The sequence below is a fragment of the Tangfeifania diversioriginum genome, from assembly GCF_900141875.1.
Lineage (GTDB): Bacteria > Bacteroidota > Bacteroidia > Bacteroidales > Prolixibacteraceae > Tangfeifania > Tangfeifania diversioriginum.
In genome coordinates this window covers 1-23882 of record NZ_FQZE01000014.1, presented here as the reverse complement: position 1 = coordinate 23882, position 23882 = coordinate 1, and the positions used below count along the sequence as shown (strand labels likewise).

At 42.7% G+C, this 23882-nt stretch carries 27 protein-coding genes; 10 read left to right on the top strand and 17 right to left on the bottom strand.

Annotated elements, in window-relative coordinates:
- Window positions 1-16: 16 nt before the first annotated feature.
- Complete coding sequence (locus BUC07_RS10230; RefSeq protein ID WP_073169043.1) at window positions 17-1087, top strand: amidohydrolase family protein; 1071 nt, start codon at window positions 17-19, stop codon at window positions 1085-1087.
- 60 nt (window positions 1088-1147) lie between these two features.
- On the opposite strand, the gene BUC07_RS10225 is transcribed toward BUC07_RS10230, so the two are convergent.
- The 10 genes from BUC07_RS10225 to ispG form a co-directional block, all read right to left on the bottom strand.
- Window positions 1148-1618, bottom strand: a complete 471-nt coding sequence (locus tag BUC07_RS10225; protein WP_073169041.1) for a hypothetical protein — start codon at window positions 1616-1618, stop codon at window positions 1148-1150.
- A gap of 2 nt (window positions 1619-1620) precedes the next feature.
- Entirely contained in the window at window positions 1621-2988 is a 1368-nt protein-coding gene (locus BUC07_RS10220) for an ankyrin repeat domain-containing protein (protein WP_073169039.1), read from the bottom strand.
- A 224-nt stretch (window positions 2989-3212) separates the two neighbouring features.
- Window positions 3213-4205, bottom strand: coding sequence for a metallophosphoesterase family protein (locus BUC07_RS10215; protein WP_073169176.1), 993 nt, complete (start codon window positions 4203-4205; stop codon window positions 3213-3215).
- A gap of 106 nt (window positions 4206-4311) precedes the next feature.
- On the bottom strand, window positions 4312-5148 hold the full coding sequence (locus BUC07_RS10210) for an alpha/beta hydrolase (RefSeq protein WP_073169037.1): 837 nt from the start codon (window positions 5146-5148) through the stop codon (window positions 4312-4314).
- A 199-nt stretch (window positions 5149-5347) separates the two neighbouring features.
- Entirely contained in the window at window positions 5348-5677 is a 330-nt protein-coding gene (locus BUC07_RS10205) for a helix-turn-helix domain-containing protein (RefSeq protein ID WP_073169035.1), read from the bottom strand.
- The gene (locus BUC07_RS21325) at window positions 5674-5874 is read right to left on the bottom strand and encodes a type II toxin-antitoxin system RelE/ParE family toxin (RefSeq protein WP_245792691.1); all 201 of its coding nucleotides are present in this window, start codon (window positions 5872-5874) and stop codon (window positions 5674-5676) included. Before BUC07_RS21325 ends, BUC07_RS10205 begins: the two co-directional genes overlap by 4 nt.
- Complete coding sequence (locus BUC07_RS21320) at window positions 5871-6020, bottom strand: hypothetical protein (RefSeq protein WP_245792690.1); 150 nt, start codon at window positions 6018-6020, stop codon at window positions 5871-5873. The genes BUC07_RS21325 and BUC07_RS21320 overlap by 4 nt, the downstream gene beginning before the upstream one ends.
- A gap of 212 nt (window positions 6021-6232) precedes the next feature.
- The gene (locus BUC07_RS10195) at window positions 6233-8275 is read right to left on the bottom strand and encodes a M3 family metallopeptidase (RefSeq protein WP_073169033.1); all 2043 of its coding nucleotides are present in this window, start codon (window positions 8273-8275) and stop codon (window positions 6233-6235) included.
- Between the two features lie 87 nt (window positions 8276-8362).
- A complete protein-coding gene (locus tag BUC07_RS10190) occupies window positions 8363-8941 on the bottom strand; it encodes a flavin reductase family protein (protein WP_073169031.1) in 579 nt (192 codons plus the stop codon).
- A gap of 9 nt (window positions 8942-8950) precedes the next feature.
- Window positions 8951-10804: a (E)-4-hydroxy-3-methylbut-2-enyl-diphosphate synthase gene (gene ispG, locus BUC07_RS10185; RefSeq protein WP_073169029.1), complete on the bottom strand. Its 1854-nt coding sequence runs from the start codon at window positions 10802-10804 to the stop codon at window positions 8951-8953.
- A gap of 89 nt (window positions 10805-10893) precedes the next feature.
- Between ispG and gldA the strand changes: the two genes are divergently transcribed.
- The 6 genes from gldA (at window position 10894) to BUC07_RS10150 (ending at window position 16466) form a co-directional block, all read left to right on the top strand.
- The gene (gldA, locus tag BUC07_RS10180) at window positions 10894-11811 is read left to right on the top strand and encodes a gliding motility-associated ABC transporter ATP-binding subunit GldA (RefSeq protein WP_073169028.1); all 918 of its coding nucleotides are present in this window, start codon (window positions 10894-10896) and stop codon (window positions 11809-11811) included.
- Complete coding sequence (locus tag BUC07_RS10175) at window positions 11801-12805, top strand: glycosyltransferase family 2 protein (RefSeq protein ID WP_073169026.1); 1005 nt, start codon at window positions 11801-11803, stop codon at window positions 12803-12805. The genes gldA and BUC07_RS10175 overlap by 11 nt, the downstream gene beginning before the upstream one ends.
- 185 nt (window positions 12806-12990) lie before the next feature.
- The gene (locus BUC07_RS10170; protein WP_139279536.1) at window positions 12991-13197 is read left to right on the top strand and encodes a hypothetical protein; all 207 of its coding nucleotides are present in this window, start codon (window positions 12991-12993) and stop codon (window positions 13195-13197) included.
- Window positions 13197-13466 carry a type II toxin-antitoxin system RelE/ParE family toxin gene (locus BUC07_RS10165; protein WP_073169022.1) on the top strand — a complete coding sequence of 90 codons (270 nt, stop codon included), beginning with the start codon at window positions 13197-13199 and terminating at the stop codon, window positions 13464-13466. Before BUC07_RS10170 ends, BUC07_RS10165 begins: the two co-directional genes overlap by 1 nt.
- Window positions 13467-13893: 427 nt before the next feature.
- Complete coding sequence (gene metK / locus BUC07_RS10160; RefSeq protein ID WP_073169020.1) at window positions 13894-15147, top strand: methionine adenosyltransferase; 1254 nt, start codon at window positions 13894-13896, stop codon at window positions 15145-15147.
- Between the two features lie 218 nt (window positions 15148-15365).
- Window positions 15366-16466 (top strand): universal stress protein, encoded by a 1101-nt coding sequence (locus BUC07_RS10150; RefSeq protein ID WP_073169016.1) that lies wholly within the window; start codon window positions 15366-15368, stop codon window positions 16464-16466.
- 122 nt (window positions 16467-16588) lie between these two features.
- Here BUC07_RS10150 and BUC07_RS10145 read toward each other — a convergent pair whose 3' ends face one another.
- On the bottom strand, window positions 16589-17617 hold the full coding sequence (locus tag BUC07_RS10145; protein WP_073169014.1) for an NAD-dependent epimerase/dehydratase family protein: 1029 nt from the start codon (window positions 17615-17617) through the stop codon (window positions 16589-16591).
- 103 nt (window positions 17618-17720) lie between these two features.
- Between BUC07_RS10145 and BUC07_RS10140 the strand changes: the two genes are divergently transcribed.
- A complete protein-coding gene (locus BUC07_RS10140) occupies window positions 17721-17909 on the top strand; it encodes a hypothetical protein (RefSeq protein WP_073169012.1) in 189 nt (62 codons plus the stop codon).
- A 4-nt stretch (window positions 17910-17913) separates the two neighbouring features.
- On the opposite strand, the gene BUC07_RS10135 is transcribed toward BUC07_RS10140, so the two are convergent.
- The 4 genes from BUC07_RS10135 to BUC07_RS10120 form a co-directional block, all read right to left on the bottom strand.
- Entirely contained in the window at window positions 17914-18396 is a 483-nt protein-coding gene (locus tag BUC07_RS10135) for a pyridoxamine 5'-phosphate oxidase family protein (protein ID WP_073169010.1), read from the bottom strand.
- Window positions 18397-18407: 11 nt separating this feature from the next.
- Window positions 18408-20363: a DNA primase gene (gene dnaG / locus BUC07_RS10130; RefSeq protein ID WP_073169008.1), complete on the bottom strand. Its 1956-nt coding sequence runs from the start codon at window positions 20361-20363 to the stop codon at window positions 18408-18410.
- A 61-nt stretch (window positions 20364-20424) separates the two neighbouring features.
- Window positions 20425-20832, bottom strand: coding sequence for a PIN domain-containing protein (locus tag BUC07_RS10125; RefSeq protein WP_073169006.1), 408 nt, complete (start codon window positions 20830-20832; stop codon window positions 20425-20427).
- Entirely contained in the window at window positions 20822-21031 is a 210-nt protein-coding gene (locus BUC07_RS10120) for a hypothetical protein (RefSeq protein ID WP_217652679.1), read from the bottom strand. The genes BUC07_RS10125 and BUC07_RS10120 overlap by 11 nt, the downstream gene beginning before the upstream one ends.
- 135 nt (window positions 21032-21166) lie before the next feature.
- Between BUC07_RS10120 and BUC07_RS10115 the strand changes: the two genes are divergently transcribed.
- Together BUC07_RS10115 and BUC07_RS10110 are read left to right on the top strand one after the other, a co-directional pair.
- Complete coding sequence (locus BUC07_RS10115; RefSeq protein ID WP_217652678.1) at window positions 21167-21859, top strand: SIR2 family NAD-dependent protein deacylase; 693 nt, start codon at window positions 21167-21169, stop codon at window positions 21857-21859.
- 1 nt (window position 21860) lies between these two features.
- Window positions 21861-22496 (top strand): porin family protein, encoded by a 636-nt coding sequence (locus BUC07_RS10110; RefSeq protein WP_073169004.1) that lies wholly within the window; start codon window positions 21861-21863, stop codon window positions 22494-22496.
- A 4-nt stretch (window positions 22497-22500) separates the two neighbouring features.
- Here the strand turns inward: BUC07_RS10110 and BUC07_RS10105 are convergent, their stop codons facing one another.
- Together BUC07_RS10105 and BUC07_RS10100 are read right to left on the bottom strand one after the other, a co-directional pair.
- Window positions 22501-22923, bottom strand: coding sequence for a globin domain-containing protein (locus BUC07_RS10105; RefSeq protein ID WP_073169002.1), 423 nt, complete (start codon window positions 22921-22923; stop codon window positions 22501-22503).
- A gap of 84 nt (window positions 22924-23007) precedes the next feature.
- On the bottom strand, window positions 23008-23709 hold the full coding sequence (locus tag BUC07_RS10100) for a ComF family protein (protein ID WP_073169000.1): 702 nt from the start codon (window positions 23707-23709) through the stop codon (window positions 23008-23010).
- Window positions 23710-23882: the final 173 nt, after the last annotated feature.

Sequence of the window (23882 nt, the reverse complement as noted above, 5' to 3'; positions counted from 1 at the left end):
ACAAACCATTACTATTATGAAAACCAGTTTTCTTTACCTGTTCCTGATTGCATTTGGCCTTTTTTCGTGCCAAAACAACAATTATTACACACTTGACGACTTCCCGGAAGTTCCCAAAATTGACGCCCATTATCATATTTACACTGATAACCCGGCATCCATGAAACAGGCTCAAAAAGATAATTTCAACCTGCTTGCTATCAACACGTTTTCAGGCGGGTGCGAACGGGTTGTGGAGGCTCATCACTGGCTGAAAACACATAAACAACAGCACCCGGACATAATTGAATTTTCAGCCACTTTTTGCCTCGATGGGTGGGACGAACAGGGCTGGACAGAAAACACCATTGCGTGGATTGACCGGTGTATTGACGATGGCGCCATTGCTGTGAAAGTTTGGAAGAATATCGGGATGGAATTCCGCGATGAAGACAGTGTTCTGATTATGATTGACCATCCACAGCTTGATCCCGTTTTTCAACACCTTGCCGATAACAACATCCCGTTGGTGGGTCATTTGGGCGAACCCAAAAACTGCTGGCTTCCGCTCGACGAAATGACCACAAAAAACGACAGTAATTATTTCGCCAACAATCCGCAATACCACATGTACAAACACCCGGAATATCCGTCGTACGAAGAGCAAATGGCTGCCCGCGACCGGATGCTCGAGAAACATCCGGATCTCACATTTATCGGCTGCCACCTGGCCAGCCTCGAATGGAGCGTGGATGAAATGGCCGCGTTTCTCGACCGTTTCCCAAATGCCGCCATGGATATGGCCGCCCGAATGGGCCAGCTGTTTTACCAAACCCGCGAAGACCGTGAAAAGGTGCGCAGCTTTTTTATCGACTACCAGGACCGCATACTTTACGGAACTGACATAATCGACCGCGGCGGAAATCCAGAAGCATTTCAAAAGCGAATGCACGAAACCTGGCTCACCGACTGGGAATACCTTGCTACCGATAATACAATGACCAGCAATTTAATCGACGGCGAATTCCGCGGACTGCAACTCCCCAAAAAAGTGATTGACAAAATTTATTTTGAGAATTGTAAGCAATGGTATGATACTGACTGGTAAAAATGAAAACTCCTGCAACTCAACCAATACAAAAACTGAATAGAAGCAAATTAATTCAATCTATTGCATTAGGCGTACATCGATTATGCCACCTTTAAAATAATAACATTTTTTATCGCATGCGCTGTTCTCCCGTTTCAAATTAAAGCGATCGCCATCAACCACACACAGGGTGTCTTTTCCTCTTACATACTTAGCTTCAACCGAATAATATTCGTCAACCGAAACGTCAATTTGCTCTTCGTTAAAAAAGGCAGTATCGGCATATTCAACAATACCATCATCAAAATTCCCTTTGTAAATTGTGTAAAGCACATATTCATTTACATCATCAATTGAGAAATAGACAATTAAGGGCCCGTATTCTGGCTTCTCCTGGTAGCAGTCTTCGCAGTCGAATTCAAAAAACTCAAATTTCCGCTCACAGGCATTAATCGCAAACAGTACTAAAACTAAAGATATCCATCTTTTTAAGCTCATTTTGTTTTGCCTGAAAATATAATTTGATAAACGGTTAATTGATTTCTTCATAATTACATTCTTCTGAAATAAAAATGAAACTGAATGGTGAATTCACCGGCCTCATTGGCACCGAATATATCGTTCTTGTAACCAAGTTTTGTTTCCACAAAGCCCTGCCTCCAGAAAAGTCCGGCTGCAGGCAAAAAGCCCAGATGTGATGCAGGCCTGAAACCGGTCCCCCGGTAGGTTCCAAATTTGTATGCTGCTTCAGCACCTGCAAATATCCCAAATTCGGTCTGGTAGCTTTTTTTAAACGAGATGTATTTATCTATCTCAAAAGCCAGCCAATAGTCACGTTCCCAAAATTGGTATTTTTTATTGCCAATTTCTTCCAGCGTACTGAAAACAAATGGCGTAACTCCCAAAGCTGCCTGAACCCAGAAATTATATTTTGTTTCCTTAACTCCGAATACCACCTCCGTTTTCAGGTGATTATTAAGCATTCCCAACTTTGCACCTCCACCCCAGTCATTAAAAACCGGTAATAAATTTCGTTTCACATCATAGTTTCTCAAAACCGATTTCATGGCCCTTCCGGTACCTTTTGAATAATACCAGTGATCTTTTGCCTCTCCGGATAAATGGTTGCCATCGGCACCATTAAGCAAAAAAAATTCAGCCAGGTAAGCATTTCCATTTAGAATGGCAATGGTAAGGGCAGAAAATCCCTGTTCATTTTTCGCATTCAAATCTACCCCGTAACTTACCAATAATTCAGCAGTGGTATTAAAATTTTCTGATGTTGCTACCATCAATGGGGTGAATCCCTGGTTATCTCTTTTGTTGGGACGGGCCCCGGCGTTCAGCAGTAGGACTACCATGGAGTCGTTTCCAAAAGCTGCCGCAAAATGGAGTGCTGTATTCCCGTCGGTATTGGAACCATTTACCTGGGCTCCTCTTCGAATTAGCAACCGGGCCATATTAAGGTTATTGTTCAGGGCAGCATTTATTACCGGGGTATTCCCTAAATAATCTTTTGTATTTAAGGTGGCACCGTTTTCAAGCAAAAATTCAACAGCATCTGGCTTGTCGGAAATGATTGCGCTCTGAAGTGCTGAAATTTCATTATCAGGAATTTGATTTACATTTGCACCCGCCCTGACCAGTTTTTTGATGAAATAAATATTCCCTTCCTGGGCGGCATACATTAAAGGGGTAACTCCATCAGCGATAGAAATATTTACATCAGTTCCGGCAGCTATCAAACTATCTGCTGTTAATGTATCGTTGTCTAGTATTGCCTCGGAAAGCCAAACTGCAAGCTGAAGGGAATCGACCGGTGAATCTTCTTCCTGAGAATATACATTTCCGGAATGAATAACCAGCAACAAAAAAAGTAGTTTGCATTGAATTTGTCTGATTCTTGCAGTTAAGGCCATTTTATTGATTTTAAAAAAGCGACAGCACAAAATCCATACCACATAGCGATTATCGGGACCGTTAGATATTATTTTTAGGTACCAAGAAACCCCTCCATGCAAAGCCGTGCAAAATTATTTGTGCAAAAAGCGCGAAGTATAAAGGTTATTGGTTTCTATTGCTGCACCTATAACTCTGCATGATATATCATTCTCAGTCATTTGTTTTTTTCTTTTCGCGATTTTCACAAAGTACTAATCCTGATATCCGAATAATATCCTGTGGCATTAAGATTAGAAACAACCTGAGGGATTCCATTTTTTACATCGATAGTGCTTTGATGTATATGGCCGGTAAGTATGGTTAAAAGATTGGGAGTACGGAACACCTCGTTGTAAAAATCAAATGTGACTTTTGTATGCCCCCCCTTTCGCCATTTTTCCCGTCGCTCAATATCAAAATTTTTATCTGTGTTTTCGCCCCATTCGGGGTGGGCACAACCATATCCTACTGGCCTTCCCGGCATATACAGGGGAATATGCATCAAAAGAATTAGTGGTAAACCACTATTAACCATGTCTTTAAAAAATTGCAACTGTTGAGGTAATATTTCATATGTTGAATTATCGATGCATACAAATCGTATTCCGTTTAAATCATATGATGCAAATAAAGGATTGTTACCCTGATACATTGCTTTCAGATGCTTTTCTGTCCAAATATTGCGAAGTTTCATTGAACTTCCGCTCATTCCTTCGTAATGCCAATCGTGGTTACCGGCAACATAAACGAAAGGAATGCCGGTTTCATTTAATTTATCTTGTACCCACTCTACCGCAGCCTCAGAAGGAAAACTAAAAATATCACCTGTTAATGCCAGCAAATCTGCTTTTTCTTCTTTTGCCCTTTTAAGAGTCCACTCAAAACTATCTTTCGTTGAGTAGCTTTCACCGCTTTGAAAATGAATATTTGATTTATACGCACCGGCCATTCGACGACTGAATTCCAAATATTTCTCTCCCCTTTTATCATCGATGGAAAGATGGGTGTCGGTAATATGAGATATATGAGTTGATTTTACATCTGCTTTGGTGAATATTGAAATGTTATTTTTCAAAGTAGAAAATGTACCCCTGATATCCTTGAGCTTTTTTTGTTTTGCAGCCGGAGAGAAGGCATCAAACAATAATCCGGTTCCTGTAAGTCCGGCAATAGATATAAAATTACGCCTGTTCATTGTATTGTTTTTTAATGTTAATTCGCCAAACAATTCATTATAATTTCTTCAATATCAACACCACACACACGTACCAAAATGCATGTTGCTTTTAGCGTTTATATACTCATTCTAACACAATTTCTTCAGATAAGGATTTTACCTCTCGTAGCAAAAGTGGTAATGCAGGATACATCATTTGTCCGTGGTTGGAGCCATCTAATTCGTAAATTCGTACACGTTTATGTCCTGCAACTTTCATCATTCGCATCATATAAGCATTCTCTTCATATCTGCCCAACATTTCAAGCTCTCTGTCTCCTGTAATAATTAACAGAGGTGGAGCATCTGCTCTCACGTGAAACAAGGGTGCCATCTCATCAACAATTGGCTGTTCTCCCGGAATTCCTCTTTCTTTTCGAACAGTAAAATGCGTAATAGCGTGCCCGGAAAATGGTATCAATCCGGCAATGTTATTAGCATCAATATCATGAGCTGCTAAATATTTTTTATCCAATCCAACCATATAAGTGAGGTATCCTCCGGCTGACATTCCAGAAACAAATACCAGAGAGGTATTACCACCATACTTTTCAATATTTTTAAATACCCAGGATGTTGCTGCCGCGGCATCCTTTATGCACTCCAAACTTTTTACATTTGGGGACAAACGATACTCAACCCCAACAACTGCCACTCCGTTGTTTTTAAGGTATTCTGGAATCTCACGCTTTCCTCCGGTTAACCCACCTCCATGAAACCACACTATCGTTGGGAAATCCTCAATATTTGTGGGATAATAGAAGTCAACAACGCACATTTCCTGCTTATATTTGTCATCCTTCATTATGTCCTTACTGTAGTAAGGTATTGAAGTTTCTGTTTTGTATTTAATTTTTTCCTGAGCGAAAACACTAGTTATTAGTAATGTAAGTGTAAAAACTATTGCAATTCTTAATTTCATAATTTATTCAAAATATTGGTTACTCTACAATCTGTTGTTTTGCATGAAAGACAACGTCACGGCCACATTAGTCTGGGCGTGGCTTTCAGTCCAGCTGTGACTTTATCAACGAACGCATAGAAGAGGGTAAAACGAAACCCTCAATATGCTGTGAATGCCACTGCTGGCGTAGAATACGCTTTGTTGTGGTTTCGACTTTTTATTGTTCAAATTGGATGTTTTGATTCATCAATTCGACATTAAAATTGATTTTTGCATTCAACGCTCTGAATACCTTTAAAATTGTTTCAAATCGTGCGTCTGTTAGATTGTTTTCAATTTTAGAAATTTGGGCTTTTTTCACACCAATCATTTCTCCAAGTTGAGCTTGTGTCAAATGTTTGTCTTCTCGAATTCTCCTTATAGTTTGTCCCAAAATATCAAGACGAAGTTCTTCTTCAAAATTATCTCGTTTCTCAGTTCCAATCTCGCCGATGTGTTTATCAATCATTTCGTCAAGACTTTTCTTTCTTAATCTATCGTTTTTCATAACCCGTTATTTTTTTGTTCAAAATATTCTTTCCGTATTTCTTCTGCTTTTTTTATTTCTCCTTTTGGGGTTTTCTGCGTTTTTTTAACAAATCCATTAGTTGCCAAAACTAACGTTTCTTCATTTTTCGTTTTATCCCAAAATGCAAGAAGTCTGTATTGATTTTTATTGTATTTGGTTCTTAATTCCCAAATCAAATCATCAATTTCTTGAATAATTCCGGGTCGCTTACTATCTGGGCTTTTCTTGCGTTGTAAAGGATTTTTTCTCTCGTTTTATCGTCCAGTGATTCAACGAAATCAATCGCTTCCCCAAGTAGTTCAACTTTAAATTTCTTATTCATTCATCTTTTTACACGAAGATACAAGTTTCTTAATTAGGAAACAAATGGGAATTAGTTTTTTCTTTAAGCTTAACCACAACTATATTATCTCGTGCCCATTAATTGCATTTTTGCCATGGCAAGGAATTTGGCTAATTAAAGGAAAAAGCTCCGATGGCCGTTTCTACAAGATAAGAATTTCGAAATCCGCCGGCTGGCGAACAGAAGCATATTCACTTCAACCCGCCTCTTTCCATCAGTGCATCAACCGTGGGTTCTTTGCCGCGGAAACGTTTGTACAATGTCATCGGGTGTTCGGTGCCGCCTTTTTCCAGGATATTTTTCCGGAAGGAAGTGGCCACTTCCCTGTTGAACAGTCCTTTTTCGCGGAAGAGGCTGAATGCATCGGCATCGAGCACTTCGGCCCACTTGTAGCCATAATAACCCGCGGCATAGCCACCGGCAAACAAATGCCCGAACTGTGTGCTCATGCAGGTTCCTTCAACTTTGGGAAAGATTTGCGTTTTCTTCCATGCTGCTTCTTCAAAGGATTTCACATCGTCGTTAAACGGTTGTTGCTGCGTGTGCCAGGCCATGTCGAGATAACCAAAACTAAGCTGCCGCAAGGTTTGATAACCTTCCAGAAAATTGCCCGATGCTTTGATCCGCTCCACCAAATCAGCAGGGATTTTTTCGCCGGTTTCGTAGTGCTCTGCAAAACGATCCAGAAAATCTTTTTCCACCGCCCAGTTCTCCATTATTTGCGATGGAAGTTCCACAAAGTCGTGATATACATTGGTACCCGACAAAGCTGAGTAAGTGGCATTGGCAAGCATTCCGTGCAGCGCATGGCCAAACTCGTGCATAAACGTTTCCACCTCCCTGAAAGTGAGCAGCGCAGGTTTTGTTTCGGTCGGACGGGTAAAATTCATCACAATGGCGATGTGCGGCCGCGAGTTTTTGCCGTCTTCCTTCCACTGCCCTTTAAAGTCGTTCATCCAGGCGCCACCCTGCTTGCCGGGCCGCGGGTGAAAATCGGTGTACAGCACCGACAGGAATTCACCGTCTCCATCGTACACTTCGTACGGCACCACCTCTTCATGATAGACCGGGATTTCCTTGTTCGGTTTGAAAGTGATTCCATACAAACTGGTAGCCAGTCCGAAGACTCCGTCAATGACGCGATTCAGTTCAAAATAGGGCTTCAGTTTTTCATCGTCGAGTTCAAACTTTTTAATCTTCAGTTTTTCGCTGTAGTAGCTCCAGTCCCAGGGCATTATTTCATCGTTAAACCTCAGTTCCCGCGCAAAAGCTTCCACCTCTGCTTTCTCTTTTTTAGCCACACCTGCAGAGGCTTCAAAAAGTTCGTCTAATAATTGGTAAACACCTTTTGTGTTTTGCGCCATCTTGCGTTCGAGCACATAATCGGCATAATTTTTATAGCCCAGCAAGCGGGCCAGTTCCAGCCGCAGGTTGACAATCTTTATGATGTTTTTGCGGTTGTCGAGCCCATCGCCTTTAAACGATTTCGACATGTACGCCATAAACATTTCCTCACGCAATTCGCGGTCGTCGGCATATTTCATGAACGGCTGGTACACCGGCATGGTGATATCGAAAATCCAGCCCTCTTTTCCTTTCGATTTTGCTTTGGCTGCAGCTGCTTCCAGTAAACTTTCGGGCAGACCCGACAAGCGTCTTTTATCGGTGATGTGCTTTTCGTATTTATTGGTTTCTTTCAGCACATTCTCCCCGAATTTCAGGGTGAGTTGCGCCAGTTCCGTACTGATTTCCCGGAATTGCTCTTTCTTTTCCTCCGGAAGATTGGCGCCTTTCCGCTCAAAATTGAGGTAAGTTTCTTCCAGTAAAGTTTGCTGCTCAACAGTCAAGTTAAACTCACCTTTCAGATTGTAAACGGCTTTTATCCGCGCAAACAGTTCAGGATTGAGCGTAATGTCATTTTCAAATTTTGTGAGCAGCGGCGAAACCTCCTGCGCCAGGTTTTGCAACTCTTCGTTTGTTTCGGCATGAAGCAGGTTAAAAAAAACGCCTGCGGTACGGTTCAGCAGCCGGCCGGCGCGTTCGAGCGCTTCCACTGTATTTTCGAAAGTCGGCACATCCGGGTTTTCAACAATGTTTTTTACTTCTGCTTCTCCTATATTAATTGCTTCTTTAAACGCCGGCAAAAAGTGCTCGTTTTTTATTTCAGCAAAAGGTGCGGTTTCGTGCGGCGTTTTAAATTCCTGTAAAAGCGGGTTATTTGTTATTTCGTTCATAATTTTTCAATTAAAATGCTTCCGGGGAAAATCCGGATAAATTGTGTTGGTTTAACCAATAAAAGTAAGAGATTGTTCAGAATTGAACTACTTCTTTTTCTTCCTCTTTTTTTGTACCGACCAGCCGAATTTGCCAATGATTTCGCCGAGCCCGAAATAGTGGCCGTGATTGTAAACCAGCGGCCTGGCCTTGGCAAAACTGAATTTCCCGGTTTCGTCGAGGTAAGTATCATCCACCGAAACATTCACCACTTCGGCGGTGAACATGTGGTGCGATCCGAGTTCGATGATGTCTTTCACCACGCACTCCACATTCACCGGCGATTCTTCGATTATTGGCGCTTTTACCACTTTTGCCTGAACCGGGGTCAGGTTCATTTTTTCCCACTTGTTGTATTTGCTGCCCGAGCGAACACCGCACCAATCGGTGGCCCTGGCCAGCTTTTCGGTGGTCAGATTAATGACGAAATCGCCGGTTCTTTTTATAATATCGTAAGAATGTCGCTCCGGCCGCACCGAAATGAAGCACATGGGCGGTTTACTGTTGATGGTGCCTGTCCAGGCAATGGTAATAATGTTGAATTCTTCCGGTTGATGTCCGCAACTCACCATTACCGCCGGAATCGGGTAAATCATGGTTCCGGGCTTCCAGTGTTGTTTTGCCATAAATCGATTTTAATCTTCCGGGTCAATCCAGTCGTCGTTTTCGCGAATTAGCTGTTCCAGTTCTTCAACAGCATCTTCGTACGGAATGTGGCGTTTTACCGGTTTCAATCCTTTGTAGAGCGTCACTTTGTTAACGCCGGCACCTACAAAACCGTAATCCACATCGCCCATTTCACCCGGACCATTCACAACACAGCCCATAATTCCGATTTTCAGGTGATTCAGATGCTTAAAATGCGTTTTTACTCTCCGGGTGGTTTCCTGCAAATCGAAAAGTGTGCGGCCGCAACCCGGGCAAGAGACAAACTCTGTTTTGGTTGTCCGCATCCGACTGGCCTGCAAAAGACCAAAACTTAAATCTTTTAACTCGGTAAAAGTGATGTTATCATTCGAAATGCAAATTCCATCTCCGTAACCATCGATGAGCAGACCACCCAAATCACACGAGGCTTTGATTTGCAAATCTTCCAGACTGGTTTCATTGTAGCGGCGGTAAAGAATAACCGGCACTTTCCAGATATGCGTTTCGAGGCACATAAAAAATGCCCTCAGCTCAGCCATCGGATTTTTATTGAAGCTTTCGAGAATCAGCACTGTTTTGCGGGTTTGCTTCAGCTTCATTATTATTTCGGGGTTCTTCTCCATGAAGTTGTCAAACTCCTTTTTATTGGTGCGGATGAATTTCATCCGGCCCCAGCGGGTACTTTCAAAAAGGTATTCTTCCAGCGAAATGATGGGAAAGCTATCTCCTTCGATGTCCATAATTTTATTCCCTGAAAGGAAATAGTCGGGAACCAGGTTCCCGCGCACCGGAATCATCTCTTTCAGGCTGCGCTCGCCCAAATCGGCAACAACAACAGGCAATTCTTCACCTCCCATTTTCAACACCGGACGGGTAGCCCGGCGCTCATACTCAAACGGATTTGTTTGCGCGAACAGGTTGGCCGAAATGGGGTCGTGCCCCTGGTAAAGTTTAAAATGATCAACCATTTTCTGCGCTACCGGAATTTCTCTTGCCGGGTCTTCGGTGAGCGATACGCGAATGGTATCTCCAATTCCGTCGGCCAGCAGTGCGCCAATTCCAACTGCAGATTTAATGCGTCCGTCTTCGCCCTCACCAGCCTCGGTAACTCCCAGGTGAATGGGGTATTTCATATCCTCGAGACGCATTTTGTAATTCAGCAACCGAACGGTGTAAACCATCATGCGTGTATTGCTCGATTTAATGGACACCACCACATCGTTAAAATTCACCTTTTGGCAAATGCGCAGATACTCGAGAACCGATTCGGCCATTCCCGAGGGGGTGTCCCCAAAACGGCTCATTACCCTGTCGGAAAGCGAACCATGATTGGCACCAATACGCAGGGCGGTTTTGGTCTTTTTCAGGTGTTCCAAAAAAGGAATAAACTTTTCCTCAATTTTATGAAGTTCAATTTTGTACTCTTCGTCGCTAAATATTTTTCCGTTGAAATTCGCCCGCTTATCGTAAAAATTACCCGGATTAATGCGTACTTTATCAACATATTTAGCTGCTACTTCGGCCAGTTTGGGATTAAAATGAATGTCGGCAATCAGCGGGGTGGTATATCCCCTGTCTTTCATTTCCTGTACAATGTTTTTAAGATTTTCAGCATCATACATCCCTTTGACGGTAAGACGGATGAAATCCGTTCCGGCCATAATTAATTTTTTAATCTGATCCAGTGTGGCCCCTGTGTCCCGTGTACTCGTATCGGTCATTGTCTGGATCCGAACAGGGTTTGTGCCCCCTACGCCAATGCCGCCAATATTCACTTCCCAGGTTTCCTGCCGCTGGTACCGGGTTAAATCTGTTACATAATTGAAATGACGATCTTTCATTGAATTCTATCTGTTAAGCTGATTTGCAAATTTACGTTAATGGTTCTAAATTAAAAAGATTCGATTATTTTTGTTTCAGTAAAAATCATATGGCAATAACAGTCAGTAATATAACAAAATTATTTGGAAAGCAGAAAGCGCTCAATAATGTCAGCTTTTCTGTTGAAGAAGGTGAACTTCTGGGTTTCCTGGGCCCCAACGGTGCCGGCAAATCCACGTTAATGAAAATAATGACCGGCTTTTTGCCTGCTAATTCGGGCGAAATTCAAATTGATGGCCAAAAAATATCGGTTGACAATACCGAAATCCGAAAAAATATCGGTTACCTGCCGGAAAACAATCCGCTTTATACCGACCTGTTTGTAAAAGAATACCTTGAAATTACAGCAGGTTTTTACCACCTGAAAAACAAAAAGCAGCGGGTAACTGAAATGGTTGAACTGACCGGGCTGGGCGACGAGCAACACAAAAAAATCGGCGCCCTCTCCAAAGGTTACCGGCAGCGAGTGGGGCTGGCACAGGCGTTGATTCACGACCCCGGGATTTTAATTCTGGATGAAGCTACCACTGGTCTCGATCCCAACCAACTGGAAGAAATTCGCGGACTGATACGAAAAATCAGTACCGAAAAAACGGTGATCCTTTCGTCTCACATTATGCAGGAAGTGGAAGCTATTTGCAACCGGGTGCTTATTATCAACAAAGGAAAAATTGTGGCCGACGGCGGCATAGCTGAAATCAGAAATGGCAAACTGAAAAAAAGCCAGCAGGTGATTGCCGGGTTTGCTGAAAAGATTTCTGCGGATCAATTGCTTGCGGTTGAAAACATTAAAGGAGTGGTTCCTGACGGGGAAAACTGGCTGATTGAATCAGACGGCAACACCGATATCCGTCCGGTAATTTTCCGGTTTGCCGTTGACAATAACCTCACGCTATTAACCCTACAGGTAAAACAACAAAACCTGGAAAGTATTTTTCAACAGTTAACCCGCGAAAATGCCTCCTGAAGTTTCGGTCATCCTGCCGTTTTACAATTCCGGGAAAACTCTTGCCGCTGCCGTAGAAAGTATTCTTCAACAGACTTTCAGGGATTTTGAGCTGCTCCTAATCGACAATAATTCTTTAGACAAAAGCATTGCGATTGCTCAAAAACTTGCTGAAAAAGATCATCGCATCAGGCTGCTTTCTGAAGAAAAACAAGGCGTGGCACATGCCATGAACTGCGGGCTTAAAAATGCCCGCGGCCGGTTTGTTGCCCGGATGGATGCCGATGACACTTCACAACCGGAAAGGCTGGAGAAACAGGTTCATTTTCTGAGAAATCGCCCAAACATCGGGCTTGTTGGCTGTGAAGTAAATTACATAGCGCACGAAAAAAACACAGCGGGTTTTAACCGGTTTGTAAAGTGGGTGAACTCTTTTCACTCGCCGGAAGAAATCGACTTCAAGCGTTTTGTGGAAATCCCGGTGGTGAATCCAACCGTCCTCTTTCGCAGGGATTTATATGAGAAGTTTGGGGGTTGTTTTCATGGAGATTTCCCGGAAGATTACGAAATGCAACTGCGCTATCTAAAAGCCGGAGTAAAAATGGCCAAACTACCGGAACCGCTGCTCGAATGGCACGATACTCCAACCCGCCTCACCCGCACTGACGACCGTTATTCCACCGAAGCTTTTTTCAGAACGAAAGCGTTTTATTTCAAAAAATGGTCGGAAAAACAGAACCGCTTCCATCCGGATATTTGGGTGTGGGGTGCCGGCCGAAAAACGCGACAGCGGGCAAAACTACTCGAAAAAGAAGGCCTAAAAATTCAGGGATTCATCGACATTGTAAAAGGAAAAACCACCGAAAAAGAGACCCTGCACTTTACTGAAATTCCTGATCCCGGGAAAATCTTCATCGTGCCTATGGTGACAAAAACGGGAGCAAGGGAACTAATACAATCGTTCCTGCAAAAAGCCGGATACAAAGAAGGAAAAGATTTTATAATGATGGGGTGAATTAATGTCCGGGACCAGCAAAATCTTCCATTGGAATCGCTATGCGACGATTCGCCGACTTAATTTAATTAAAAGCAAAACAGTTATTTGTGCAATGACAGCTCCCTTTTTTACAATACAACGGCAGAATGCCAGGAATGATGAAAAATGGTTATATTTGTTTTAAGAATGAAATTGTAAAAAATATGACTTTTCACTATAACGAAATTGTTGACAAAATTTACAGCCTTCCACTGGAAGATAAAGTAGAATTAAAGAATTTGCTGGAAAACAATATTGCTGATGCCCGAAGGGCTGAGATTCAATTGCACTACAAGCAATCAAAGGATGAAGAAAAATCAGGAGCCCTTGATTTTTCTTCAAGCATCCACGATCTTAAAAAGATGCTCTAATGGAAGTCGCATTCAGTAAATCATTCAAAAAAGAATTTAGCAAGAGAATAAAATCAACTCCTTCAGAAAAAGAATTCTGGACAAAGCTTGAGATATTCATTGCAGATCCATTTCACCAACTTCTTAAAACACACAAATTATCAGGAAAACTGAAGGGTTTGTGGAGCTTTTCTGTAGAATATGACGTACGGGTTATTTTTTATATCACAAAAGATAAACCCAAAAAAGCTGTATTTGTAGATATTGGTACCCACCATGAAGTTTATTAATTTCTCAAACTCTTTCTGCGTGATGCATAATCTTCCACTTACTAATTAAATTGACGAGATTGATAATCGCATCTTCCATTGGAATCGCTATGCAACAATTCGCTGGCTTTCATAACAAAATTCAGAAACTGCGGCACCCGGCAAAAAATAATCCTAAAAACTCCTTTTTTATTTTGCTAAAGAATATTACATTTGTCCCCGCTACGTGGAAAGATTTGAGATTGATTGCAACCACATGAAAAAAATGCTAAAGCAATCGTGCTTTTTTTCACCGACTTCAATCCGAAATATCCCGCAGCCCGAATTTAATTGTTGAATTTGAGAACCTAATTGTTCTGAAAAACATCATCCTGAATTCATTTTTGTAAAAATATAATTCACTTTCAGAATGATGGGACAGTGAAGGAACTCATAAAATTTAAACGACATGAGTTATTTATTTACAAGCGAATCGGTTTCGGAAGGCCATCCCGACAAAGTATCCGATCAGATTTCGGATGCCCTTCTCGACGAATTCCTGGCATTTGACACCGACTCCAAAGTTGCAATAGAAACACTGGTAACCACCGGTCAGGTTGTTGTTGCCGGCGAAGTAAAATCGAACACCTACGTAGATGTTCAGGAAGTTGCCCGCAGGGTAATTAACGACATCGGATACACCAAAGGCGCCTACCGTTTCGAAGGTGAATCGTGCGGCGTTTTGGTGGCCATTCACGAACAAAGCCCCGACATTAACCGTGGTGTGGACAAAGACGACAAAAACGAACAGGGTGCCGGCGATCAGGGAATGATGTTTGGCTACGCCTGCAAGGACACTGACAAATACATGCCGCTTGCGCTGGAGCTGTCGCATGATATTCTGAAAGAACTGGCTAAAATTCGCCGCGAGGGGAAAGAGATGACCTATCTGCGCCCCGACTCCAAATCGCAGGTAACTATTGAATACTCCGACGAAAATATTCCGCAAAGAGTGCACACCATTGTGGTTTCTACCCAACACGACGAATTTGACGCTGATGATCCAATGCTGGCTAAAATCAGGGAAGATGTAATCAACATTCTCATTCCGCGGGTAAAAGCCAGGCTCCCCGAGCGGATGCAGCAGCTTTTTGACGACAAAATTATTTACCATGTGAACCCAACCGGTAAATTCGTAATTGGCGGGCCACATGGCGATACCGGCCTGACAGGCCGCAAAATAATTGTGGACACATACGGCGGCCGCGGAGCACATGGTGGCGGCGCTTTTTCAGGCAAAGACCCATCGAAAGTGGACCGCTCGGCAGCTTATGCCGCGCGCCATATTGCCAAAAACCTGGTAGCAGCCGGTGTGGCCGATGAAATACTGGTGCAACTGGCTTATGCAATTGGAGTGGCACAACCAGTGGGTGTTTATGTTGAAACCTATGGGCGAAAAAACGTAAAATTCAGTGATGGTGAAATTGCCCAAAAAGTGAAACAAATTTTTGATTTGCGCCCGGCAGCCATCGAAGAGCGGCTGAAGCTAAGAAATCCTGTTTACCTTGAAACGGCTGCATACGGCCACATGGGAAGGACTCCCAAAACGGTAACCAAAAAGTTTGAATCGCCCTACCAGGGAAAAACCGAACTCGAAGTGGAACTTTTCACCTGGGAAAAACTCGATTATATCAAACAAATAAAAGAAGCTTTCGGGATTTAATGGCTTTGAGCCCTAATTGCTGAAAAGCAGTTGGATTAACGTTAAAACCCCCGAAGGAAGTATGAATAATACGCCAATGAGGACGGTACTGCGGTATCGTCCTTTTTTTAATATTTTTTATCATGTTAAATGTAACCTCTTCCAATCCCGATTCGAATAATAGCATAGAGCTGTATCATGGTTATTGAAACAATGTTCAACTAATAAATCTGGAAATCATGGAAGAAAGATTGCTTACACTTGTAGTTCTCCCCTACTCAAAAGCACAGATACTGAAAGCGCGCCTCGAAGAAAACGAAATAGAATGTTACCTGGAAGATATTAACCTGATGGAGGGCGCGGCTACTTCGGTGAAAGTAAAAATTATGGAGAAAGATGTCCGGGAAGCTTTTCCTGTTCTCGAAAAATTGCTGGGGAAAAAACCCATTGCTGCCAAAAAGAAGGTGGAAAAAAAAGACGACCACATCCTGGTGCCGGTCGATTTTTCAACGGCCTCGGCCAAAAGCTGCAAAATGGCATTTAACATTGCCAGCCACCTAGGCACCAAACTGGTTTTTATGCACTGCTACATTAATCCCATTGTCCATTCAGTACCCTACGGCGATGTGTACATGTACGACTCCACATTGCTGGCACGCATGGACGAAGCCGAAAAAAATGCAAATGAAGATTTTCAAAAATTTACAACTAAACTGGTAAACGATATCGGTAAAGAAAAATGGGATGCCGTGGAAACCGATTTCATCATTAAATCGGGCTATGCCGATGAAGACATTCTGGCCTATGCCGAAGATAATAATTCACGACTGATTGTTATGGGCACAGGCGACGAAACGGCCAACGTAATTGGCAGCATAACCGCTGATATTATTTACAACGCAAAAGTTCCAGTATTGGTGGTTCCTGAAAAAATGCCAGAAAAAGAGCTGAGCGAATTCAACCGTGTGTTGTATGCCACCAACTTCGATGAAAAAGATTTTTTGGTAATAGAGAAACTGGTGGGGCTGCTGAAACCCTTCGAGGCCAAAGTTTTTTGCGTGCATGTAGGAAAAACCAAGCAATCGGACTGGGACACAGCCAAGCTGGAGGGAATGAAAGAGGTGCTAAATGAAAATTACCAGTCGAAAGACTTTGATTGCCGGCTCATTTCAGGCGACGATATCCTGGAAGCACTCGACTCGTTTATTGAAAAAGAGAACATCGACATAATTTCGCTGACCACACACAAGCGGAATATGATTTCGCGGTTGTTTAACCCGAGTGTGGCGCGTAAAATGGTGTTCCACACCCAAACGCCGCTGCTGATTTTTCATGCATAAAAACCCCTCTCAGTATCAGCCCCTCTCTGTCTCCCCGGAAAGGAAAGAAGCCCCTCTCGTCTCCCCGGAGGGGAGATGTTAGAGTTTCTATTAATAAGCCAAGGGTTATAAAAAAATGACTGCTATTTTTCCGGCAAATCGTTCAGAAAAAAATGGGCAGTTTGCTGAATGGATTGTGAAATCGGTGTGTAATCAAATTCAAAACACCGGGTGATTTTACTGCCATCGAAATTTTTAATACTTGCTGAAGCAGATGCCGTTTCGCGGGTAATAGCAGCTGATTTCCCCGACACCTTTCCCCAAAATGCTGCTGCCCGCCAGACTAATGCCAACAAAACCGGAGATGCATGAAATTTTGGATGCGGTTTACCAAATGCATCGGCAATTTGTGAAAACAGTTGCTGATAGCTCAAATTTTCGGCATTCAGTAAAAAACGGTTGTTTTTGCAGGCCTCAAAATTGGAGTTGTTCATCAACAAAATCATGGCACGGGCCACATCTTTAACATCTACATAGCCGGTAACTCCCTTTGTGTAAAACTTCATACCATTCCACACGGTTTTAAAAAGCTGCGCACTTCCCGAGTCCCAGTTTCCTGGCCCCAGCACAATCGACGGGTTTACAATTACAGCATCGAGTCCTTCTTCAATTCCCCGCCACACTTCGGTTTCAGAATAAAATTTACTCTCGGAATAGCCTGAAATTTTTTTGGAAGGCACCCAGTTGGTCTGTTCGTCAATTGAAAAACCGTTTTCGGCATTTCCAAGCGCAGCTACCGAACTCACATGGCAAAACTTTTTTACACCGTTTTCCAGGGCAGCGTTTACCAGGTTGGCAGTGCCTTCCACGTTGTTGCGGATCATTTGATCACGCTCGCCGGAATTAAAAGAAACTATTGCTGCACAGTGGAAGACTTCGGTTACTACACCGAGCAGTTTTTCCAGACCGAAATAGTCGAGAATATCGCCATCCACCCATTCAATTTGCCGATACAATTCTTCCGCATTTTCAGAATAATATGAAAATACTTTTTGCACCTGCTGCAGATTGCTGGTTTCGCGTTTCAGCGCTTTCACCTTTTTGCCTGCCGAAACAAGTTCGAATAATACATGCGATCCGATTAATCCCGTGCCCCCTGTTACAAACTGCATAGTTCCAATTTTGCAACAAAGATAGAAATTTAAGTGCCTTTAACTTTTTGAATTTCTTTTGAAACAACAGAATCGTTAATTTTACAGCATAAAACAGTGAAAGATGGATACTGGAAACAATTTACGTTTTGAAACCAAAGAAAAAGCCAACGAGCGGAGAATGCGAGAAGCACTGAGCCGCACCCCACACGAACGGCTGATGTTTTTTCTGGAAATGGTGCAGGAAATGCAGTTTTTTGAACCATCGAAACCTCATCCCAACAGGGTAAAAAACAACTTTATTCTTGAATAAGAACTCAACTATTCCACGGCGTATCCGGCTTGGCCCCAAACTCTTTGGCTGATATTTTTTCGATATGTACTTTCATAACACCCACATTTTTTATCGCGGGGGAATTGAATTTGAAGTCCCGGTCGCTGTACTGCGCCATTAAAAGCTCCAGGCAACGCACTTTTTCATCGTAATCATCCACAATTTCGACACTTCCTTCCACAATGGCCGATTTCGATTTTACGCGGTAGCTGCACCCTACCCGCTCATCCTGCCAGGCCAGCTCCTCGCCCAGTGTCCAGTTAATGCAAACATTCGGATTTTTTTGCAACGTTTCCCACATGCGGCCACTTTGTGCCGAATGAAGAATCACCGCATCGCCGTCGAGCGCAAAATTCATGGGCAACACATACGGACGATCATTTTCCGACATCGCCAGGTAACAGGTTTTACAGGTTCTGATGAGTTTATTTATTTCTTCTCTGTTTTCGATAAATAGGGTGCGCATATTATTTTCAGCTAATTTATGGCGCGGCTTCCGAGTTTTTCCGACAAAAATTTTTCCACCCGCTTCAGGTTCATGTATTTTGATTGCTCCTCGATTACGTGGTCGAAATTATTTTCCTTGGCAGCCACATCAATGGCCTTTTCAATTTCTTCCATCATCAATTTAATTTTCCGGAGCTTGTATTCATAAATAATTTTGGGAATCAGGAAATCGAGAATCTCCTCCTCCTTTTCGGTGTAGGCGCCTGCTTTTGTCCAGCGTTTGCTTTCAATAAATTTTTCAGAAAGAAGGTCGGTGGCCAGTTTGCTCACCTCAGTGTCGGGGTGGTAAATAAAATGTTTCCACGGGTCGAATTGTTCATTATCGAGGTTCGCTTTCACTTCGTTAAAAACCTGGCGGAACAATTTATTATCGGGCACCAAATCATCATTCTCCAGCTCCATCACCATAAATTCCCCCACTTTCACATTACGCGTTTCATCAGGATTTTCACCATCTTCTTCAAACAGAACCACATTGCAATGCTTTAACAGAAACCGCAAAAACTCCAGCTCTTCAATTAAAAATTCAGAAGGTTTAATTTCGGGTTCCTGCGATTGTGGCTCCGCTTTTTGGCGTTGGTCGCGCACCTGTTCGCGCCTCTCTTTTTTCCGCAGTTCTTCATTCTGTTTGCGTTTTTGTTTCCTTACTTCTGAATACAACACCTCTTCATCCACATTGAGCAACTTGCTGCACTCCTTTATATACACCGAACGGGTAATTGTATCGGGAATTACTGCCACCGAGCGGATTACATCAGAAATCAGACGGGCTTTGGCCACCGGGTCGTTTTCAGTGGTTTTCAGCAGCAGGCGCGTTTTAAATTGTATAAAATCGGTTTCGTTTTCACTGATGTACTCCTGAAAACCGCTGGCTCCCTTTTGTTTTGCAAAGGAATCAGGGTCTTCACCATCGGGGAGCAACAAAACTTTCACATTCATTCCTTCTTCCAAAACAAGATCAATCCCGCGCATGGATGCTTTTATTCCCGCCTCGTCGCCATCGTAAATAATGGTGATGTTGGTGGTGAACCGCTTAATTAAACGAATTTGCTCCGATGTAAGCGCGGTTCCTGACGAGGCCACCACATTTGTGATTCCGGCCTGGTGCATTGAAAGCACATCGGTGTAGCCCTCCACGAGGTAACATTTATCGGCCCGTGCCATTTCGCGCCGGGCCTGGTAAATTCCGTAAAGTGCCTTGCTTTTGTGGTAAATTTCCGATTCCGGCGAGTTGAGGTACTTGGCGGCTTTGGGATCGTCTTTCAGGATGCGGCCACCAAAACCAATTACCCGGCCCGCCAGGTTGTGGATGGGAAACATCACACGCCCGGCAAAACGGTCGCGTTTCCAGTCGTCGCGCACAATAGTGAGCCCGGTTTTTTCGAGAAATTCGATTTTGTACCCCTGCTTTTGCGCAGCTTCGGTAAAAGGCGTTTTCCCGTCGGGACTGAAGCCCAACTCAAATTTTTTCAGAATATCGTCGCGGAAACCACGCTCACGGAAATAGCTCAATCCAATAGTGCGGCCCTCATTTTCTTCCCATAAAAAACGCGTGAAGTATTTTTGGGCATAACCGGAAACAATCATCAGGCTTTCCCGCTCGTCCTTCAGCTGTTTTTGCTCCTCGGTTTCCTCTTCCTCTTTTACCTCTATATTGTATTTTTTTGCCAGCCACTTGAGCGCCTCCGGGTAGCTGAGGTTTTCATGCTCCATAATAAAATTGACCGCATTGCCACCTTTTCCACACCCAAAACATTTAAAGATTCCCTTGGCCGGAGAAACCGTAAACGAAGGTGTTTTTTCGTTATGGAATGGACACAAACCGAGCATGTTCACACCTCTTCTCCGGAGTGTTACAAACTCCGAAACCACGTCGGAAATGTCCGCCGCATCCAAAATACGTTCTATTGTAGCATGATCTATCACAACTGCAAATGTAGGAAAATTGGACGGAGATTAACGGGAAATTTTTAAACCTGCCCCCTGTTTAAAAAAATGGATTGATTATTTTTAACTTGCCTTCAATAATTTGTCCGTGTTGTAAATCTTCACTACAAAGCATTACACAATTACAGGAAATAGCGGCAGATATAATCAATGAATCGTAAAATGAATAACGGTATTTTTGGGCAATTTCACAGGCTTTAATTATGGTCTTTTCATTGTTTACAAAAAGAGAATTGTTTTGTAGAGATTCCCTTGCTGCATTTTTTGCATTATCCCAATTGATTCCAAATTTTTTTGTAAGCGTATTTAAGAGTTCCTGAATCACTTGTGTGCTAATATATGAATTTGATTCAGCAATAAGTTTTCGGGCAATTTTCTGTTTATCTTTTTCGGTGAAAGAATAGGAATAAACCAAAATATTAGTATCCAGAAATACATTATCGTTCATTTGCTTCCTCGCGGTTAAATTTAAAACCTGATGTGTCTAAACTAACAGCATCGAAAGTGGCTTTTTGTATCTCTTTTTGAGGCACATCAGCCTCATCTTCCAGCATAAAAGCAATTACTTCCAATTGCTTTCCCACATATTCATTGGGTAAAGGTATAGTGAGGTAATTCTTTTTTGCTTTTACTATCGTTCTTATCATTTTTATACAATTAAATATATTCCGTCTGTTACAAATTTATTCAAATAATCTTTATTTCCAACAAATTAGAAATTAGCAAAATTGAATGCAACTAATTTCCCATATTTTCATTTATCTTTAAATCGAAAACAGTTTATGATGAAGAAAAAACTGGTTATACTTTCAGGATCGGGCATCAGCCAGGAGAGCGGATTACAAACTTTCCGCGACATGGGCGGACTGTGGGAACAGTACGAAGTGAACGAAGTGGCCAGTCCCGAAGCATGGAAACGCGACCCTGAACTGGTATTGCGTTTTTACAACGAACGGCGCAAACAATTATGGGAAGCCAAACCCAATGCCGGCCACCGGGGAATTGCCGAACTCGAAGAATGGTTCGATGTTAATGTAATTACTCAAAATGTGGATGATTTGCATGAACAGGCAGGCAGTTCGCGTGTGATACACCTGCACGGCGAACTGCGAAAAGCACGGAGCACAGTCGATCCTAAACTTGTTTACACGTTGAAAAACTGGGAACTCAAACTGGGCGACAAATGCGAAAAAGGGAGCCAATTGCGCCCTCATATTGTTTGGTTTGGCGAATCGGTTGACGAGCTTCAACGGGCCATTCCAATTGTTGAAAATGCAGATATTTTTGTGGTGGTGGGCACTTCGCTCGTTGTTTATCCGGCGGCCGGGCTGGTAAATTATACCAAACCGGCGATTCCGATTTTTGTGGTCGATCCGGACAGCCCGGAAATGTTTATAAAAAATGTAACTTACATTCACGAAAAAGCCGGGGAAGGTGTTCAGCTATTAAAATCAAAACTTGAAAAATTGAAGTAAAATGCGTAAAAAAATTCTTATCCCGATTTTGTTTCTGATTCTGGCACAAGTGGCTTCCGCACAACGTTTCGAAGGCGGAATACTGGCAGGTTTTAATGCTTCGCAGGTGGAAGGGACCATGATTAACGGGATCAATATTAATGGTTACCACAAGCCGGGGATTCTGGCCGGGCTATATGTACAAACCGATTTTGCACCGGCAATATTCGGAGGCATGGAAATTAAATATTCACAAAAAGGAGCCCGCAAAAAAATTGATAAGGAGAATCCCGACCCTGAAAAATACATTATGCGGCTCGGTTATATCGATGTCCCGGTTTATGCAGGATTCCGAACCAGCGACCGTGCCACAATTATTGCAGGCGCATCGGCAGGATACCTCATGCACTCAAAAGAAATTGACAATTACGGTGAGATACCACAGGAAGACCGAAATGCCTTCAACAATTTCGACCTTCAGCCATTTTTGGGTTTCCAGTTCGATATGCTGGACCAGATAATGCTTGATTTACGCTTTGCATTGTCGGTACTTCCCATCCGAAAACAATCGGGCGATAATGCAACCAACTACTACTGGCACAACAACCAGTTTAACAATGTGATTTCGCTGGCTTTGTATTACCGGTTCGGCGGGTAAACCTTCAGGAGTTCACCATCCACATTGAAAATGTATCGAGATAATTCCAGAACGATTCCAGTACATCCTCAGGAATTTCCTGTTTTTTCAGCGCATCCCGGTAACATTCAAGCCAAACTACGCGGGATTCGGGTTTAATTTTGTGCGGCAGGTGGCGCTTGAACATCATGGGCCGGCCACGGTTTTTATTAAAATACATAGGGCCGCCACATATCTGAACAAAAAAGTCACCCGCATTTTTCTTGGCTTTTTCCAGGCCCGGTTCATCTTCCGGAAACAAATCTTTTATTGAACTTTCTTTTAAAAGTTCGTAATGATCGCTTACCAGTTCGCGAATACCCTCTTCGCCCAACACACTGAACATTTCGTGCGAGGGCAAAGTAACTCCCGGGCGTCCCTGTACATATTCTGATATTTTAAAATCCATATAAGGTTCTTTGATTTAACCAAAATTGAAACAAACCGGATGGAAAGAGGTTGAAAAAAAGAAAAGAAGTGACAAAAGCAGTTTTTAACTGTCGGCAAAAGCAAGCGTGGCCACACTTACTTTTGCATCTTCTGCTTTTAAAAGCTGGAAAGCAGAGGCTTCTAATGTTGATCCGGTGGTAACCACATCGTCAGTCAGCAAAATATGTTTCCCTGCAAATTCGGCGGGCTGATGCAATCCAAAAATACTGTCCACATTTTGCCACCGTTCATACCGGTTTTTTCGAGTTTGGGTTGAAGTGAAAATTTTCCGGTATAAATTATCAACAGAGACCGGTTTTTGCATTGCGGCGGCCATTCCATTTGCTATCCATTCACTTTGATTGTATCCCCTCTTTTTTTGTTTCCGCGGATGCAGCGGCACCGGAACAACCACATCAACGTTAGTATAAGCAGGCGATTCAGCCAGTGCGTTCCCAAACCTCAATCCGGTTTCGTAGCCCAATTCTTTCAGCCCTTTGTATTTTATAAAATGAATTAAATCCTGGTATTTGCTCCCTTTCCTGTAATGAAAAAAGGCGGTTGCATTTTCAATTTTTACCCGGCCCCAAAAAAGCTGTGCCACTACATTCTCTTTTTCAAAATGGAAATTATTTACTGGTAAATCATACCAACACCTCATGCATACATATTTTTCCTGCGAGATTAAACGTTCGCCACAGGTAACACATAAACGAGGATAAAATAACCCAATAAAATCATCGAATACGGAGGACAGTTTATTCATGATGTATAAATTACAAAAACATTTCCGACCCGCCAATTTTCGCAACCGGGATGAATCACTTTTCCTTTAGCCTGTTTAATTCTTACCGCAGCACAAGGCTGCAAACAAAAATACATAATTTGTACTTTTGAGTAAAAACGAATTATGAATTTTACCGAAGCATTCAATAAGAG